General features: G+C 70.1%; 16 protein-coding genes. 6 read left to right on the forward strand and 10 right to left on the reverse strand.

Going from position 1 to position 17400, the window contains the following annotated elements; genetic code table 11:
• Window positions 1–24: 24 nt before the first annotated feature.
• From AB0M54_RS39345 to AB0M54_RS39365, 5 genes are all read right to left on the reverse strand, one after another.
• Window positions 25–1416, reverse strand: a complete 1392-nt coding sequence (locus AB0M54_RS39345; RefSeq protein WP_364477102.1) for a cellulose binding domain-containing protein — start codon at window positions 1414–1416, stop codon at window positions 25–27.
• 265 nt (window positions 1417–1681) lie between these two features.
• A complete protein-coding gene (locus tag AB0M54_RS39350; protein WP_364312690.1) occupies window positions 1682–3022 on the reverse strand; it encodes a DUF4407 domain-containing protein in 1341 nt (446 codons plus the stop codon).
• Window positions 3006–4355, reverse strand: coding sequence for a hypothetical protein (locus AB0M54_RS39355; RefSeq protein ID WP_364477103.1), 1350 nt, complete (start codon window positions 4353–4355; stop codon window positions 3006–3008). The genes AB0M54_RS39350 and AB0M54_RS39355 overlap by 17 nt, the downstream gene beginning before the upstream one ends.
• 11 nt (window positions 4356–4366) lie before the next feature.
• Window positions 4367–6511, reverse strand: a complete 2145-nt coding sequence (locus AB0M54_RS39360) for a hypothetical protein (RefSeq protein ID WP_364477105.1) — start codon at window positions 6509–6511, stop codon at window positions 4367–4369.
• Window positions 6504–7286 carry a hypothetical protein gene (locus AB0M54_RS39365; protein ID WP_364477107.1) on the reverse strand — a complete coding sequence of 261 codons (783 nt, stop codon included), beginning with the start codon at window positions 7284–7286 and terminating at the stop codon, window positions 6504–6506. Before AB0M54_RS39365 ends, AB0M54_RS39360 begins: the two co-directional genes overlap by 8 nt.
• A 314-nt stretch (window positions 7287–7600) precedes the next feature.
• Here AB0M54_RS39365 and AB0M54_RS39370 point away from each other — a divergent pair, with 314 nt between their 5' ends.
• A complete protein-coding gene (locus AB0M54_RS39370; RefSeq protein ID WP_364477109.1) occupies window positions 7601–8137 on the forward strand; it encodes a Pycsar system effector family protein in 537 nt (178 codons plus the stop codon).
• Window positions 8138–8181: 44 nt separating this feature from the next.
• Window positions 8182–8892, forward strand: a complete 711-nt coding sequence (locus AB0M54_RS39375; protein WP_364477111.1) for a DUF429 domain-containing protein — start codon at window positions 8182–8184, stop codon at window positions 8890–8892.
• Here AB0M54_RS39375 and AB0M54_RS39380 read toward each other — a convergent pair.
• Window positions 8885–10129: a D-arabinono-1,4-lactone oxidase gene (locus AB0M54_RS39380; RefSeq protein ID WP_364477113.1), complete on the reverse strand. Its 1245-nt coding sequence runs from the start codon at window positions 10127–10129 to the stop codon at window positions 8885–8887. The genes AB0M54_RS39375 and AB0M54_RS39380 overlap by 8 nt on opposite strands.
• Before the next feature lie 9 nt (window positions 10130–10138).
• On the reverse strand, window positions 10139–10924 hold the full coding sequence (locus AB0M54_RS39385) for an NYN domain-containing protein (RefSeq protein WP_364312706.1): 786 nt from the start codon (window positions 10922–10924) through the stop codon (window positions 10139–10141).
• Window positions 10925–10926: 2 nt separating this feature from the next.
• Here AB0M54_RS39385 and AB0M54_RS39390 point away from each other — a divergent pair, with 2 nt between their 5' ends.
• A complete protein-coding gene (locus AB0M54_RS39390) occupies window positions 10927–11277 on the forward strand; it encodes a nucleotide pyrophosphohydrolase (RefSeq protein ID WP_364316953.1) in 351 nt (116 codons plus the stop codon).
• 17 nt (window positions 11278–11294) lie between these two features.
• Here the strand turns inward: AB0M54_RS39390 and AB0M54_RS39395 are convergent, their stop codons facing one another.
• Together AB0M54_RS39395 and mgrA are read right to left on the reverse strand one after the other, a co-directional pair.
• Window positions 11295–11483 carry a hypothetical protein gene (locus AB0M54_RS39395; RefSeq protein WP_364312709.1) on the reverse strand — a complete coding sequence of 63 codons (189 nt, stop codon included), beginning with the start codon at window positions 11481–11483 and terminating at the stop codon, window positions 11295–11297.
• Window positions 11484–11557: 74 nt separating this feature from the next.
• Entirely contained in the window at window positions 11558–12586 is a 1029-nt protein-coding gene (gene mgrA, locus AB0M54_RS39400) for an L-glyceraldehyde 3-phosphate reductase (protein ID WP_364477115.1), read from the reverse strand.
• An 89-nt stretch (window positions 12587–12675) separates the two neighbouring features.
• On the opposite strand from mgrA, the gene AB0M54_RS39405 reads away from it, so the two are divergent.
• The gene (locus AB0M54_RS39405) at window positions 12676–14445 is read left to right on the forward strand and encodes a hypothetical protein (protein WP_364312711.1); all 1770 of its coding nucleotides are present in this window, start codon (window positions 12676–12678) and stop codon (window positions 14443–14445) included.
• Window positions 14446–14489: 44 nt separating this feature from the next.
• Window positions 14490–15506 (forward strand): serine hydrolase domain-containing protein, encoded by a 1017-nt coding sequence (locus tag AB0M54_RS39410; protein ID WP_364477117.1) that lies wholly within the window; start codon window positions 14490–14492, stop codon window positions 15504–15506.
• On the opposite strand, the gene AB0M54_RS39415 is transcribed toward AB0M54_RS39410, so the two are convergent.
• The gene (locus AB0M54_RS39415) at window positions 15477–16112 is read right to left on the reverse strand and encodes an AAA family ATPase (RefSeq protein ID WP_364477184.1); all 636 of its coding nucleotides are present in this window, start codon (window positions 16110–16112) and stop codon (window positions 15477–15479) included. The two genes, AB0M54_RS39410 and AB0M54_RS39415, sit on opposite strands and share 30 nt — an antisense overlap.
• A gap of 25 nt (window positions 16113–16137) precedes the next feature.
• Here AB0M54_RS39415 and AB0M54_RS39420 point away from each other — a divergent pair, with 25 nt between their 5' ends.
• Window positions 16138–17124, forward strand: a complete 987-nt coding sequence (locus AB0M54_RS39420; protein ID WP_364477119.1) for an alpha/beta hydrolase — start codon at window positions 16138–16140, stop codon at window positions 17122–17124.
• Window positions 17125–17400: the final 276 nt, after the last annotated feature.

The raw sequence follows: 17400 nt of genomic DNA on the forward strand, positions 1-17400 counted from the left end.
CCGTCGTTGTCGACGAAGGACTGATCAGCCCCGGAAGCCGGCGAAGATCTTGCTGAACTCGAACGGCGACTGAGCCACGTTCGTACACTGGAACAGGGCCCCGGTGCAGGCGTTCTTGTCGCGGTTGAGCTCCCAGAACGAGACGAAGCCGACGTGGTTCTCGTTGGCGAAGGTGACCAGGTCGCGGGCGTCGTCCTGGGTGAACCGGCCGTTGTCGTCGTTCTGGCCGAGCATCGGGGTGACGCCGACCATCTTGAAGGCGGCCGCGTCGCTGTTCCCGTACACCTGCTTGATCTGGTCCTTGGTCGACCGGACGGCCTGGATGGCCAGGTCACCGTAGTCCTGGCCGGCCCGCCCGTAGTCCATCGCCATGATGTTGACCAGGTCGACGTCGACCCCCGCGTCCTTGGCCGAGCGCACCACGTTCAGGCCGTCGTTGGTCAGACCCTCCGGGAGTACGGGCAGCGTCAGCGAGATCTTCAGTCCCGGGTTGGCCTTCTGCAGCGCGGCCAGGGCGGTCGACCGGCGCGCGATCGAGGCGGCGTCGGCGGACGCGGCGCCCTCGATGTCCAGGTCGATGTAGTTCAGGTCGTAGGCGTCGACGACGGCCTGGTACTCGGCCTGGAGCGCGCCCACGTTCGTGCAGGCCTGGGCCAGCTCGATGCCGGTGGCGCCGCCGAACGACACCTTCACGTCGCCGCCGCCCGACCGCAGCGCGGCGATCTGGTCGGCGAACTGCTTCTGCCGCGGGTCGAACGCTCCGAACCAGCTGGCCTTGCAGCCCGCGCCGGTCACGAAGGCCAGCGAGAACGAGTCGACGTTGCCGCTGCTCGCGAGCTGGCTCAGCGTCGTGGCGCCGTTCGAGAGCAGACCCATGTCGACGTACGGTGCGGCCAGCACGCCGCCCGCTGTGGGTGTCGTCGGGTCTTCCGCCGGCTCTTCCGCGGGCGGGGTCGTCGGGTCCTCGGCCGGTGGTGTCGCCGGGTCTTCCGCCGGTGGTGGCGTTGTCCCGCCGCCGCAGTCGGCGCCGTTGATGGTGCAGCTGGTCGGGTCGCCGCTGCCGACCACCACGAAGCCGAACTCGGCGGTGCCACCGGCCGGGATGGTCGCGTTGTAGCCCTTGTTCGAGGCGGTGGCCGTACCACCGGAAACCGCGACCGAGGCATCCCAGAAGGTGCCCACCTTGGCCGAGCCCGGCAGCCCGAAGGCCAGCTTCCAGCCCTCGACGGCCTCGCCGCCGGTGTTCCTGATCGTGTACTTGGCCTGGTAGCCCGAGCCCCAATCGGAATCCTTGCTGAAGCTGGCGGTCAACGTCGCGCCGCCGTTGGTCCCGGCGACCGCGGCGATGGCGCCACCGCCGGCGGCCAACACTGCCGCTCCCGCATAGATGGCCAGCCGTAGCCGCTTGCGTCCCATGTGACAACTCCGATCAAGGGGGCTTTCCGAACCGCCCCGATCGTGGTCGCACACCCCTTAACAAGCCTTGCCAGTTTCCTTAAGTCCGCTTAAAGGCCCGGTCGTCGGTGATCACGCGACCGGAGGACTGCCGGTACGCCCGGTGATGCTGGAGGCTGGAAGCAGGGGGTGGCCATGTCCTCACGCGCCAGTGACCACGCTCGCTATGCCGGCGGCTACCGGTCGGTGACCATCCTCGACCCGGCTCTTCTGCGGTCCTGATCGGTCAGTCGCCCGGCACCGCGTAGCGGGCGGTGCGGCGGTCGATCTCCTCGTCCAGGTCCTGGTCGTGCTGCTCCTGGACGGCTCGGGTGCGCTCGTCGATCTGGTGGATGGTCTGCTGGACCGAGGCCTCGACGGTGTGGTCGACCACGCTCAGCCGGTGGCCGAAGAACCGCAGCCCGGCCTGGAGCTTCGCGTTGACCAGGCGGTCGTAGGACGTCGTGCCCCCGAGGATCTTGGCCAGGACCGGGAGGCTGTCGACCATGATGAGGAGCATGCGGACCAGCCACTGAGCCGCGGTGACGAAGGGGCTCTCGTCGGACAGCCGCTCCAGGCCCCGCGCCTCGTCGATGATGTCGATCTTGCCGAAGCTCCCCGCGAAGGCGTCGACCTTGGTCTTGATCCCCTGCGCCACCACGTCGCTGTGCGACTTCTGCTGGCCGGCCAGGGTGCCGGTCTGCGCGTTGATCTGCGTGTCGAGCTCGGTGATGCGCGCCCGCTTGGCGGGCAGGTCGATCTCCCGCTGGAACCGGTCGGCCACCTGCGTCGCCCGGTCGCAGCGGAAGCCCTTGCCGGCCCGGCCGGACGTGCCGTCCCGCTTCACCCCGGCGCACTCGTCCTGCGCGAACTTCTGCTTCACGTCGAGCTCGTCGTTCAGCCGGGTCACGTCACCGGACAGCTTGTCCCGCTCGGCGCTCAGGTTCACCAGACTTCCTTGTGCGGCCGCCGTTCCGTCCACGCCGAGCTGATAGTCGTGGCATTCCGGCACGGCCGCCGTGCTGCCGCCGGTGGCCGGGTTGCACCGGGCCCAGAGGCCGGCCTCGGTCCGGATCTGCTCCTGGCGATCGTGCTCGACGTTCGCGTGGATCGCCGGGTGGAAGATCCACAGGACCAGCGGCTCGGCGATGACGCTGCCGAGCAGGACCGCCATGATCAGCCGGGGCACGAACATCAGCCAGCGCTTGTGTCCGGTCGAGCCGTGCGTGCTGGACACCATCCAGCTGTCGATCGCCAGCACCAGGACGCCCCAGAACAGCGCCATCGGGACGATCACCGGCCAGGGCACGTCGAGCACCCGCTGCACCGCGACGAACAGCGAGATCGCCGCCATCAGACCGGTGTTGACCAGGATCAGCCCGAGCCGCGTGTAGCGCGGCCGTTCCTCCGGGACCCAGTCCAGGATGTCCTCACGAATGCCGATCAGCCGCCGTGGCAGCACGGCGACGCTCGGGTCCGGCTCGACCGGGCGCCGGTCGGCGACGGTCGGCTGGGTGGTGGCCCGGCCCAGGTCCTCGGGGGACAGCCGGATCCGGGGCAGTTCGACCGTGTCAGTCGTCATCTTCATCCCGCACTTCCACGTCCACGTCGATGGCCTCGTCGTCGGAGTCCGACGGGTCCCGGTCGGTCCGGCCGGCCTCGATCGGGGTGGCGGCGCCGCCCGGCAGCTCCGCGCTCCCGGCGGCGAGCCCGGTGCCGGAGATGTCGGCGACCAACTGCTCCACCTTCAGGTTGACCATGTCGAGGTGGCCGTTCTTGGCCAGCTCACGCAGCACGTCCAGCTTGATCTCCAGTTGCCGGTTGCGGTCGGCGCGGTCCTCGGCCCGCCGGGCCCGCTTGTCCTCGCGTTTGGCCCGTTGGGCCTCCAGCCAGGCCTCCCGCTCGAACCGCTCGCGTTCCATCCGTTCCTCGCGGGACTCGTGCCGGCGCGCGGTGGCGTCCTGCTGTTGCCAGTCCAGCGCCTTGCGCTCGTCCTCGCGGTCGAGCTGCCGTTGCTCGCGGGCGTAGAGGTCCTGCTCGCGGCGGTCGGAGATCATGGACTCGGCGACGTCCTTGGCGTCGACCTGGCCACGGGCCTCGGCGTACAGCATCGCCCGCCGCGGATCCTCGCCGAACGCCTCGAAGGCGAACTCCGCCTCCTGCCGTGCGAACTGCAGGGCCCGCGCCCGCTGACCCTGATCGTGGTCCTGGTCCTCCGGTTCGGTCGCGTGCTTGCCCTTCCGGCGTTGCCCGGCCAGGACCTGCTCGTGCCGGTCCTCCTCGAGCTGATCGCGGCGGCGGAACTGGTTGCCGTCCTTGCGGAGCTGGTCGTCCCACCCGGCGTCGCGGCGTTTGCGGTGGAAGTCGGCGACCTCCTGCGGGGTGGGGATCTCCACGCCGACGAAACTGAGCATCAGGCCGTGAATGACCGGCGGCTTCACTTCCGCGTACGCCCGGATCCGTGCGGCCACGTCGTTGCGGACCTGGGTCAGGTCGTCCATCCGGTAGTTCAGCGCCAGGTGACCCAGCTTCGAGTCCCGGCGGAGGTAGGCCAGGATGGCCGCCTTGGCGTCCAGGTTGTCGCGCACCACGCGAGCCGGATCGAGCACGGTGCAGCTGAACGACACCCGCAGCGCGAACTCCGTGCCGTCGGCCGACGGGATGGTCAGATCCACCGTGACCACCACCCCGTCGCCGCGGTCGACCAGGCACACCAGGTCGGCCCGCACCACGTCGTCGTCCCGTGGCGACAACTCACCGTGGTTGACCACGTAGCGTCCGTCCACCCGGTACACCCAGACCTCGTGCGCGCCGGCCTTGGGCAGGTCGCTGTGTTCCCGGCGTTTGCGGCCCAGGCCGAACGGGCCGCGCCGGGCGGCCGGATCGAGATGCTCACTGCGGACGATCGGATATGCGCTCATCACGTGCCTTCTCAACTGGCCTTGCGGCGGTAGTAACGGCTGACCACGTCGAGCAGGACCAGGGCCGGCCGGTTGCTCTGCTTGGTCTTGTTCTTGCTGCCCAGGCGTCGCCGGTGGCCGGCCGTCCGGAGGTCGTCGTAGAAGTCGTCGACCTCGTCGGCCGGCAGCGCCCGCACGAGCGCCTCGCCCAGCTGGGTGGCCAGCCGGATCGGGTCCTCGGCGACGTGGTCCAGGCGACTGAGCCCCTGCCACAGCGCGTCCAGCACCTCGGCCCGGTAGGGCCGGCACCGGATGCCGTCCGCCCACAGGCGGGACACGAGCGCGATGCGTTCGAGCCGGGCGGCCGCCGGATCCGGTTCGTCCTCGAGGGCCTGCTCCACGTAGAGCAGAGTCACCGGGACGTGATGCTGGTTCTCGCGCAGCGCGAGCAGCTCGGCCAGCACGTGCCGCGCGCGTTCGACGAGCACCCGGTGTTCCCGGCGTTCCGGAACGCGGTGCACCTGCCGGACCAGGGTGGAGAGCACCTTGCGGGCGTCGGCGGTGCCGATCAGCGTGCCGAACAGCACCGCCATCGCGAAACAGGCCTGCTCGTACCCGCTCCCCGAGCTGGAGATCAGCTGCCACAGCTGCTTGATCGCCTGGGCCGGCTCGCGCGACCCCACCTCGCCGCTGTAGGCCATGGCGGCGGTCCATCGCTGCTCGCCGTCGCCGTGGTTGGCCCAGTGCTTGGCCACCTTCAGCGCGATCGGCATGGTCTCTTCCTTGAAGCACATCACCCAGAGGACGTAGACCGCGACCACCTGCCCGTGCGGCCCGATCTCGCCCTTCGACCACGGCGTCAGGTAGCAGAGCTCGACCTCGTCGAAGTCGGCGGCCGCGAGCAGGCCCAGACCGATGGCGACCTCGGCCACCGGCCCGTGGGCGATGACGATGCCGGCCAGCCACTCGGCGGTGGCGTTCCAGAACGGCATCTCGAACCGGCGGGCGAGCTCGGCCAGCGCGTGCTCACGGTAGGTCTCGGTCCGGAAATCCAGCACCTTCCGTACGCTCGTCCGGCTGACCACCTGCCGCTCCACGAGCAGGCCGTCGTCGCTGGTCCGCCGGTGCCGCCGGTTCAGGTCGCCGGGCTCGGCCGCCTCCTTCTTCCGGCCGGCCACCGGTTTGATCACGCCGTGGCGGCACATGGCCGCCTCGAGCCCGGCCCGCTGTGCCTCGAACTCGCGGTGGGTCACCTCGCCGAGCATCGCCATCGCGGCGACGTCCAGGACCATGGCCAGGTCCTTCTCCGTGGTGTGCGCGTCGAACCAGTCCCGCACCCGCCGGGCCGACGTCTCGGCGAGGCTGTCGAGCACCGCCTCGACCGTTTCGCCGTCCCGGATCCGGATCAGCGCACCGGCGATCTCGGTCATCGGGAGCTCGGCGCCGAGGCGTTCGACGATGCGGGTGATCTCGTCGGCGGGCAGATCCCGTTCCGCCAGGTAGGCCTTGGCCATGGTGGTGCTGTCCGGGTGCCGCCAGGCGAGCTGACGAACCGCCTGCACCTGCGGGTCGACCTCGGCCAGCGTGGTCACCACCAGGAAGGCGCCGGCGTCGCGAACCTGACCGCGCACCGTACGCCAGGCGAAGTCGGCCTCCGAGCCCTTGTCGCCCTCGCTGCGGTTGACGATCAGGTAGCCGCTGCCCCGGTCGTACGACCGGGTGGAGAGCTGCTTGAAGTCGCTGACCGCGGAGAGCACGACCAGCTGCCCGCCGGTGACCTCACGCAGCAGGCTGACGGCGCCGGCCCGTTTGCCGAGGCCGGCCGGTCCACAGAGGGCGACGACGTGGTCGCGGGTCAGCCTCTCGATGGCGTCGTCGTAGGCGTCCGGCCGGCAGTAGTGGCGAAGATCCCGGCGGATCTCCTCGTCGTCGAGCCGGCCGGTGGCGGCTCGACGACCGCCGCGGGCATCGCCCCCGGCCCCGCCGGACTTGCCGATGGTCCCGGCGTGCACCTGTCCCTGGAAGAAGTTGATGACCTCGGCGATCTTCTTCGCGTCCCGGTTGCCGCCGCCACCGGGCTCCCTGGGCGGCTTCGCCTTCTCACCGGGCGGCTTGGTCTGGTCGCCGTCGCCCGCCTCGGTGGTGGACGCCGACGTCTCGTCGTCGGGCTCAGCCATGGACGTCACCGTTGTGGACGCCGATCACCCCGGCGTTGACGGTCCCCTTGAAGACGTTGACGATGTCGGCCCGGTTGCGCGGCGTCCGGCGCGGCGAATCATCGGCCGGCTTGCGGTTGCGGGGCTTGCCGGGGGCTTTCTCGCCCGCTTCAGCCGTCGGCGAGCCCGTGCGGTCGAGATCCAGCTGGTGCACGTCGAACCCGGGAACGTAGAGCCAGGCGTCCTCGCTGAACTCCTTGTTCGTCACCACGACCCGGCGGAACCGGCCCGGCCGCAACGCGGTGTGGCCCTGGGCCACGGTGTCCACGAACACCGGGTTGGACAGGATCACCACCAGATCGGCCCGCGGCGCGGCGACCTGGGCCGCGCGGGTGGCCGGGGCGTCGACCAGCCGGCTGACGACGACCGCGCCGGCGCCGGCGTAACCGTTCGCCGCGGGCTCCACCACGCCGTGGTGGATGGCCAGCCGCAGCCGGAGCCGCGCGTCGTCGCGACGGTCCTCGTTGAAATCGGCCAGCTGGTCGGCCAGTTCCCGGGGGAAGTCGTCGATCAGCACGTTCTCCGGCTCATCGGCCGGCAGGACGGCCAGTTCGCCGTCCCCGCCCTGCTGACAGGCCCACTCGGCCCGGCGGAGTCCCGCCGCCTCGGCGCTCGCCGCCAGCATGTCCGTGAGTCCCACTTGCCACGCGACCTGCCGCCGGCCGGTCGCCGAGCCGTAGCCCTTCGCATCAACCGACACCAGCGGCCGGCGTCCCATCGCCACACGTCCCGCCACCGTATTCTCCTGCCTCTGATCATCTTTAGCGGCGCTCAGCGAACTACATATGCGAGAGCGCGAAAACCGCAAATGACGGAATCGGCGTCCTGATCGTCGAGCGTGACCGAAAGGTGACAGCCGGACCGTTCGCCGGAGAAATTGTCGGTGCGGTCCGGGTCGCTGATCAACCGTCCGATCGTCTCGGTCGAAAAGCCGGCTGAACAGGGTGAACAATGCTCGGTACGGGTTTTCTGGACGAACGCACGACCCCGATAGAAAGAATGCGTCATTGGTGTTGTGACGATTGGCGTGCCGGTGATACCACTGCGGGCGTGAGCGTAGAGTCACGAACCCGTCGTCCGGCTGTCACCGACCCCCGCCTGAATCTGGACATCGCCTGGCGCAGCCACGCGGCGCAGGAGAGCTGGACCGGCAAGGCCGACGCCAAGGCCTCGATCTTCCTGGCCATGGACGGCGCGGTGCTGGCCGGCGTCCTGACCGCCCGCGCCCAGAAAGGCAGTTATCTCCATGGGCTCGGCGGTTGGCCGGCGGCCATTCTGATCATCGCGTTGATTCTTTGTGCGGCCGGCGCGCTATTGGCCGCCACGGCCACCTTTCCGCTCTTGGGTGACCCGCGGCGGCGAGGCCACCGGCCGGGAACGATCTTTTTCGGCGATCTCCGCGTACGGCAGAATGATGATCTTTCCCAACAGCTCGCCGCGCTCACCATTGACGAGCAATTCTCACAGGTCGCTCACCAGCTGATCGCGATGTCCCGGGCGAGCTGGATCAAACATCGCTTGATGCAGGCCGCTCTGGCCGTGGCCATTCTCGGCTATCTGCTGGTCTTCATCGTGCTGGTCGGCTGATCACCGGTCAGGCGCGCCCGCCCGCACGTCGTTCACTTTAGAGTGTGACCGTGCTGACCCTGGGTGTAGATCTGGCCGCCGCCGACGAGCGGACCGCGGTCGCGCTGGTCGAGTGGGCGGACGGCCGGGCGACGCTGCGTGAGCTGGCCCTCGGCGTCACGGACGAACGGATCGCGGCCGACATCGGGCGGGTCGGCAAGGCCGGGATCGACTGCCCGCTGGGCTGGCCGGCGGCATTCGTCTCGTTCGTCGCCGACCATCAAACGGGACGTGTGACGGCGCCCGTCCCGCCGCGGCGCGACCTCGCCTACCGGGTCACCGACCAGCTGCTCCGCGACCGCCCCGGCCCCAACCCGCTCAGCGTGTCGGCCGACCTCATCGCCCACGTCGCCTTCCGCTGCGCCGGCCTGCTGGCCCGGCTCGGCCCGGTCGACCGCACCGGCGACGGCGTGATCGTCGAGGTCTATCCGGCGGCCGCGCTGCACCGGTGGGGCCTGCCGCACAGCGGCTACAAGAAGGCCGGCCAGGGCAGCCTCCTCGACCACCTCGTCGCGGCGGCGCCGTGGCTCGACCTCGGCGACTTCGAGCCACTGTGCCGGCGCAGCCACGACGCCTTCGACGCGGTGGTCGCCGCGCTGGCCGCCCGGGCCGCCGCCCTCGGCCGGACCCTTGCACCGAACGAGCCCCAGCGCGCCGCCGCGCGTACCGAAGGCTGGATCGCCGTGCCCACCTGCGACCTGGACGAACTCAGCTGAGCAGGTCGTCGAGCCACGGGTTGCGGAACTTGCCGGTCGGGTCGTAGGACGCGGCCAGCTCGGTGAAGTCGGCGAACCGGTCGTAGCGGCCGCGGATGGTCTCGGCCGGCATGGTGAAGACCTTGGCCCAGTGCGGCCGAGGGGACAGGTCGGCCAGCGCCTCCTCGAGCGCGCGCACCGCGGGCAGCACCGCCTCGGTGTCGGCGATCCAGGTGAAGTGCAGGCCCAGACTGTCCTGCTGGTAGTTCATGCTCAGCCACAGGTCGTCGGCGGCCACCGTGCGGATCTCGTTGACCTGCAGGACCGGGGCGATCTGGTCGCGGACCGAAGCCACCGCGTCGATCGCCGCCAGCGCGTGTGACCGGGGCACCATGTATTCCGACTGCAGTTCGGCGCCCGAGCTCGGGGTGAACTCCAGCTTGAAGTGGGGCAGGCGGGCGTGCCACGGGCCGGGGACGCCGCCCTGGTCGGTGGCGTTCGTCGGGTCCATGCCGGGGATCGGGCCGCGCTTGCCGTCGGCGGGAGCCGCGCCGAAGAACGGGCCGGCCGGCATCTCGTCGAGGCGCTTCAGCCAGGCGTGGTTGATCGTGGTGGTGGCCCAGTTGGTGAACAGGCTGACGCTGTAACCGGCGCCCAGCACGGCGTCCAGGTGGTCGCCGAGCGAATCGCGCGTCAGGTCGTCGTACACGTACTGCCGGATCTCGAAGGCCGGGACGAGATCGAGGGTGAGCGCGGTGATCACGCCCAGCGCGCCCAGGCCGACGACCGAGCCGGCGAAGCCGGGCTCGCCCCGGCGCAGCACCACCCGCTCACCGTCGGCCCGGACCAGCTCGATCGACGAGACCGTGGCGGCCAGGTTCTGATGGCGCTCGCCGGAGCCGTGGGTGGCGGTCATGATCGCGCCGGCCACCGAGATGTGCGGCAGCGAGGCCGTGTTGTGCAGCGCGACGCCGGCCGCGTTCAGCTCGCCGACCAGGTCGCCGTACCGGATGCCGCCGTCGACCCGGACCTGGCTTTTGTCCGCGGCGATCTCGATGACGCGGGGCAGGTTCGCGAGCGAGACCAGGTCGCCGCCGGGCGCGTCGGCGATGCGGTTGAACGAGTGGCCGCTGCCCAGCACCCGGACGCGCTCGGCCCCGGCCACCAGCTTCTGCAGTTCGGCGACGGACGCGGGGCGATGCACCCGATCGGCCGCGAAGACGATGTTGCCGGCCCAGTTGGTGACTCGCTCGCTCATGCTGCCACGTTAGCTTTTTTCGGTACGGCGGCGCCGGTCCCGCACGTAGATGACCGCGTGCTTGCCCGAGCCGGCCTCCCGGCGGTCGAGGTCGAACAGCTTGATCGCGGTCACCAGGTCACTCAGCTTGCCGAACCCGTACGTGCGGGGGTCGAAGTCGGGGCTCTGCTTGGTGAGGATCTGCCCGACATGCGAGAGCATGGCCCAGCCGTCCTCGTCCGAGGCCGCCTCGACCGCGTTGCGCACCTGCTTCACCACGGACGGGCTGACCTTGGCCGGTTCCGGCGGCTCGGGCTGCGTCAACGGCTCCTGGAGGTTCTCGACGTAGATGAACTTGTCACACGCGGAGACGAACGCCTTGGGGGTCTTGCGCTCGCCGAAGCCGTAGACGATCAGCCCCGACTCCCGGATACGGGAGGCCAGGCGGGTGAAGTCGCTGTCGCTGGAGATGATGCAGAAGCCGTCGAACCGGTCCGCGTAGAGCAGATCCATCGCGTCGATGATCATGGCGGAGTCGGTGGAGTTCTTCCGGTGTGTGTACGCGAACTGCTGCATCGGCTGGATCGACTGGGCCAGCAGCTGGTCCTTCCAGCCTTTGAGGTTGGGCGCGGTCCAGTCGCCGTACGCCCGCTTGACGTGCGCGGTGCCGTACGTGGCGATTTCCGCCAGCAACGCTTCGACAATGCCCGGTTGGGCGTTGTCAGCATCGATGAGCACTGCCAGCTTGGCAGCATTGTCGTTGGTGGGTGCCAAAGCATTCCCTTGATCGAGGTGAGGAGCAGAAGTCGTTGTCATCGATCATCGAACTGACCGCACGCGTCCGCGTCTTCGCGCAGGAGCGTAACTGGGAACAGTTCCACACGCCGAAGAACCTGGCCATGGCCTTGGCCGGCGAGGTGGGCGAACTCCTGGCGGAGCTGCAGTGGCTCACGCCCGAACAGTCCGCGGCCGTGATGGCCGACAAAGATCTGGGTCCGAGAGTACGCGCGGAGATCGGCGACGTCACGATCTATCTCACGCGCCTGGCCGACGTCCTCGGCATCGACCTCGTCGAGGCCGCCCTGGACAAGCTGGCCGACTCGGCCCGCCGCTACACGGTCGAGGCCGCGCACGGCTCAGTGGCCAAGATCAGCCACGAGGACCACTGAGCAGGACGGCGTCGTGTCTAGTTCTGGTTCTGGTTCGCCGGCGGCTCGGTGTCCGGCCGGTTGGCCTTGGTTTCATTGATGCCCGCGTTGCTGCTGCCGTCCGGCGGGGTGTCCGAGCGCGGCGGCTTGTCCGTGGTGAACTCGCCGGACTCGGCCACGCCGGTGACGTGCTGGTCGGTGCTGGGGCCCGCGTTCTCGGTGGTCATGACCGGTCGGATACCCGCGAGCTCGGGGATGATGCACGGATGGTCACCGACTCGCGGCGCCGTGAGGTGGTGGGTCAGGCGTCGCTGGAGCTGGCCCAGAGGTTGATGCCGGACTCGGTGGCGTACTTGTCGATCTCGGCCAGCTCGTCGTCGCTGAACGAGGTGTTCCGCAGGGCCGCGACGTTCGCCTCGAGCTGCTTGACGCTGCTCGCGCCCAGCACCGTCGAGGTCATGCGCCTGTCGCGCAGCGCCCACGCGATGGCCAGCTGGGCCAGGGTCTGGCCGCGGCGCTCGGCGATGCTGTTCAAGGCCCGGATCTTGTCCAGGTTGTCGTCGCTGAGCAGGTCGGTGGATAGCGACTTGTCGGCGCCGGCGCGGGAGTCGGCCGGTACGCCGCTGAGGTAGCGGTCGGTCAGCATGCCCTGGGCCAGCGGGGAGAAGGCGATGCAGCCGGCGCCCTCGCGCTCCAGCGTGTCGAGCAGGCCGCCCTCGATCCAGCGGTTCAGCATCGAGTACGACGGCTGGTGGATCAGCAGCGGCGTGCCCAGCTCGCGCAGGATCGCGGCGGCCTCGGCGGTGCGTTCCGGCGAGTACGACGAGATGCCCACGTACAGCGCCTTGCCGGCCCGGACCGCCGCGTCGAGCGCGCCCATCGTCTCCTCCAGCGGAGTCTCCGGGTCGAAGCGGTGCGAATAGAAGATGTCCACGTAATCCAGGCCCATTCGCCGGAGCGACTGGTCCAGCGACGCGGTCAGGTACTTGCGGGAGCCGTGGTCACCGTACGGGCCGGGCCACATGTCGTACCCGGCCTTGGTCGAGACAACCAGTTCGTCCCGGTACGGACGGAAGTCGGTGGCCAGGATCCGGCCGAAGTTCTCCTCCGCCGAGCCGTACGGCGGCCCGTAGTTGTTGGCCAGGTCGATGTGCGTGATGCCGAGGTCGAAGGCCCGGCGCAGGATCGCCCGCTGCGTCTCCAGCGGTTTGTCACCGCCGAAGTTGTGCCACAGGCCGAGCGACACGGCGGGCAGCTTGAGGCCGCTGCGACCGGTACGGCGGTATTCCATGGCGTCGTAGCGGGCGGGTTCGGCGGAATAAACGGTCATGCACCCCAGCCTGACGCATCTCGCCCCGCGCCACCCCGTAATCGATGACCAACGTCACGGATTTATGGACGAACGTGGGGTGGCCGATCATGGAAATCGCCAGTTGGATGACCTCCATCATGGACATGCTCAAGAAGCTCGCAACCGGGTTCACCGCCGGTATAAGCCTTGTGGCACTCGCCGTCCCCGCGAACGCGGCGGCCCTGGCTGAACCCCCAAAACCCCACAAGATGGGCATTGACCCGTTGTCACTCGACGACCCGGCGGCGATCCGTGCCGTCTACGGGCCGGCCGACAAATCGACCCAGAAGGCGGCCCGCGCCGCGGCCGACGACCCCACCGCCGACGCGCGGTGCGGCAACCCGGCGGCCGACCCGGTGCCGGACGGTGAGCCGATCGTCGTCACGATGGCGCCCGCGGCGCCGTTCACGGTCGGAAAGATCCCGGCCTCGATGTGGCGCAACCCGCCGGTCACCGACCCCACCTGGCGCCTCAACTTCGAGGGCCTGATGTGGATGAAGCCGCTCGCCCGCCGAGCGGCCCAGGACGGCCAGACCGAGTCGCTGAACGCGCTGATCCAGCAGGCGATCGCCTTCCACACCCAGAGCCCCGACCCGCAGACCAACGACTACGGCTGGGACGAGGGCACCGCCCTGCGCCGGCTGGAGACGCTGAACTGCCTGTTCGCGCTGGCCAAGCCACCCGTCACCCTGCTGATGTCCAGCATGACGGCCAACGTGAACGTGCTGTTCGGGTGGCGCTACTACGGCCCGCCCAACTACCCGGTGCACAACCACGGCCTGATGGCCAACCTCCAGCTCATCCGGGCCAGCGAACTGGTCGGCAACCGGCCGACCTGGGCCCAGAAGGGCGTCGACCGGATCGTCGACGAGGCGCCCGAATCATTCTCCAAGATGGGCATCTCGTTCGAGCAGTCGTCGGCCTACCAGGGCGGCAACGCGGTGCTGTGGGAGCAGGCCGCGGTCGCGCTGGAGGCTCGCGGCGACAACCCGGCCGCCGCCACGGCGATCCGCAAGACGGTCAACGACGCGCTCCGGGCGTACAGCTTCATGACCGAGCCGGACGGGATCATCCCGCAGATCGGTGACTCGGACGAGGTGGCCGGCCGGCCGCTCGATCTGAAGGCGAACCGCGGCCTGCTCGACACCGACGCCGGCTGGGCGATCGGCCGGTTCAAGAGCTGGACCGACCCGACCGTGCCGCATTACACGGTCCGCTTCGGCCCGCCCCGCCGGGCGCACGGCCACGAGGACCGCGCGGGCGGCCTGACCTGGTCGAACCAGGGCGTACGGATCCTGGTCGGCCCGGGCCGGTACAGCTACGACAAGACCGACATGTACTCGCAGTACCAGACCCGCGCGGACGGCCAGAACGTGGCGATCCCGAACGGCGGCACGGTGCAGGGCGGCACGTCGACCATCGCCAGCTCGTACTCGGAGACCAGTCACGTCTTCACGGTCACCGACACGGTGTACGGCACCCCGCACACCCGCGGCGTCACGGTCAACTCGGACGTGCCGCGCCTGGTGGTGTCGGACGCGTTCAGCGCCCAGTCGAAGTGGCGTCAGCAGTGGCACCTCGACCCCGAGTGGGTCAAGTCGTCCGGCAACGTCGGCGAGAACAAGGTCGTCTACCGGCACCCGACGTCGGGCAAGTTTCTGACTGTCACGACGACCGGAACCGTGGTCAGCCTGCTGCGCGGCAGCAACGACCCGCGGGGCCCGTACGGCTGGCACTTCCCGAAGTTCCAGGTCCGTGAGCCGGCCTGGCAGATGATGATCGACAACGTCTCGAACCGGACCGTCACCACGTTCTGGATCGCCGACGCGCCCGTCTGAGAAAGCGATCGCCGTCCCCTCGGCCGTCAGGTAGGACTGTCGCCATGCGTGAGCGTGTGGAACAGGCCATGAAAGCGACGGTCGAGGAGGGCGGCGCCGCCGTCTGCGTCATCGTCGACGGCGAACCGGTCGTCGACGCGTGGGCGGGCGACTGGGAACGGGACACGATCGTCAACGTCTACTCGACGACCAAGACGATGGCCGCCGCCACCGCCCTGCTCCTGGCCGACCGGGGCGAACTCGACGTCACGGCGCCGGTGGCCCGCTACTGGCCCGAGTTCGCCGCGGCCGGCAAGCAGGACGTGACCATGGCCCAGGTGCTGAGCCACTCGTCCGGCCTGTCCGGCTGGCGCGAGCCGCTGGCCACCGCCGACCTGTACGACTGGGAGAAGGCCACCGGCCTGCTCGCGGCGCAGGAGCCGTGGTGGAAGCCGGGCACCGCCTCCGGTTATCACGCCGCCACCCAGGGCTACCTGATCGGCGAGGTCGTCCGCCGGATCACCGGCCGTACCCTCGGCACGGTGTTCCGCGAGGAGATCGCCGAACCGCTCGGCGCCGACTTCCACATCGGGCTGCCGGCCGCCGAGGACCACCGGGTGGCCGCCCTGATCCCGCCGGCCACCCCGATCAGCGGCTTCGAGCAGAGCGAGATCCAGGTGAACGCGGCCACCAACCCGCCCATCCCGGTGTCCGAGACGCAGACCCGGGCCTGGCGCGGCGCCGAGATCCCGGCCGCCAACGGCCACGGCAACGCCCGCTCGATCGCGACCGCGCTCACCGCCCTGACCACCGGGACGGTCATCTCCGAGGCCGGCGCCCGGCGCGCCCTCGAGGTGCAGGTCGAGGGCACCGACCTGGTGCTCGGCTTCCCGATCCGCTGGGGCCTGGGCTTCGCCGTCGGCGGCTTCAGCCCCGAGACGCTGGCCTGGGGCGGCAACGGTGGCTCGCTCGCGATCGCCGACCTGGGCGCACACAGCACCTTCGCCTACGTCACCAGCCGGATGGGCTCCGAGATCGTCGACACCCGGGCTCTAGGCGTTGCCATGGCCATGCGCGAGTGACGCCTTCTCGGCACAGCGCGGGCAGGTCACCGGGCACGGCGTCCACGCTGCCTCCCGGTCCAGCCCGCTCACCCGCATGATCGTCGCCACGCTCCGCGCCAGACCGCTGCCCTCATCAAGAACAACCTCATCGGGTACGCCCAGCAGATCGCGTTCCACGTACCAATCACGCATGTCCTCCGTGGTGAACCCGCGGTCTCCCCGCGTCGCGTGCCGCCGCACGGTCTCCTCGAAGCTGATGTCCAGGTAGAAGACGTGGCCGGGCCCGGGATGCGTGGCGAGCAGGTCGAGCAGGGCGGCCCGGTACCGCGCGCCGTGGAGGATGCCTTCGAGCACCACGTGGTAGCCCAGGCCCAGTGCCGAGCGCACGGTCGCGGTGATGAAGGCGGGCGCCACCGCTCCCGGCTCGTCGTGCTCCCGCAGGATGATGCGGCGCAGGTGATCCTGCTCGACGAGAGCGCACCCACGCCCGTACCGCGAGCGCACCTCCCGCGCAGTTGTGGTCTTGCCGCTCCCGGAATTCCCGCGAATCACCACGAGCGTCGGCGCGCCGGCCGTGGTGCTGGCACCCCCTTCGGAACGGGAGTCAGCACGATGTTCTCGCACCGGTTCCCGGCGGGATGCTCGACCCATGTCGATATCCACCTCTCGTCGCGGTTTCGTCAAGCTCGGCGCGGCCGTGGTCGCCGGTGTCGCGGTGGCCGGGCACACCCCGGCGGCCGCGGCCGGGCAACCACCTCTTTCCGACCTTCGCATCCGGACCGCTGCCGGCACGTTCGACGCGGTCGCGGCCGGACCACGACGCGGCCGTCCGGTGCTGCTGCTCCATGGCTTTCCCGAGTTCGGCATCGCCTGGGAGCACCAACTGCGCGGGCTCGCCGCGGCCGGTTATCGAGCGGTCGCGCCCGACCTGCGGGGCTACTCGCCGGGTGTCCGGCCGGTCGGCGTGGACCATTACCGGCTCGATCATGCCGTCACCGACGTCCGGGCGATGGCCGACGCACTCGGCTGGCGACGGTTCGACCTGGTGGGACATGACTGGGGTGCGGCGGTCGGCTGGGTCGCGGCGGCCCGGTACGCCCGGCGGGTGCGCAGCCTGACGGCGATGTCGGTGCCCCATCTGGGCGCGTTCGCCGAGGCGTTGCGGACCGACCCGGTGCAGCAGGAGGCCTCGCGCTACATGGCCGGCTTTCGGCGGCCGAGCCCGTTGCCGGAGAACGACATTCTCGCGGCCGGCCCGCCGACGCTGCCCGGCGTGCCGGCGGAGAGATGCGCCGAGTACTTCCGCCGGCTCTCCGAACCGGGCGCCTTGACGGCCGCGCTGAACTGGTACCGGGCCAACGATTTCACCGGCTATGCGGAGCCGGTGACCGTGCCGACGTTGTTTCTCATGGGCGCGCTCGATCCGTTCGTGGCCCCGTCCGGCGTGCGGGCGACCCGTCGATGGGTCACGGGGCCGTTCCGGCTGGTGAGCCTCGACGGGGTCGGGCACAACGTTCCGGAGCAGGCCGCCGCGACGACGACCAGGCTGCTCCGGATTCACCTCGGCGACTGTGGTGGGCCGGGCGGCGCGGTGGAGGGGGCCGGCCGCGCCGCCCGGCGGGGGAGCGGGACCTGACGTCAGCCGTTGACCTTGGCCGCCGCGAAGGTGGCCGCCTGGCCGATCGCGCCGTTCGAGGTGTAGGACAGGTGGCCACCGGTGATGTTGCCGTTGCGCGCCCTGCGAGTAGCCGCCGATCACGAACTCGACGTCGGCGCAGTCGCCCGCGGCCGTCGTCTGGTGGCGCCGCCGCGGCGGCTGGACCAGAAGTCCAGCCACCGTTCCACCCCGGACGGCCGGGCGCCGGCGGACGTGCCGCCGGTCTCGGCGGCGGAGGCGAACGGGGTAGTGATC

The sequence above is a fragment of the Actinoplanes sp. NPDC051470 genome (genome assembly GCF_040682035.1).
Taxonomy (GTDB): domain Bacteria; phylum Actinomycetota; class Actinomycetes; order Mycobacteriales; family Micromonosporaceae; genus Actinoplanes.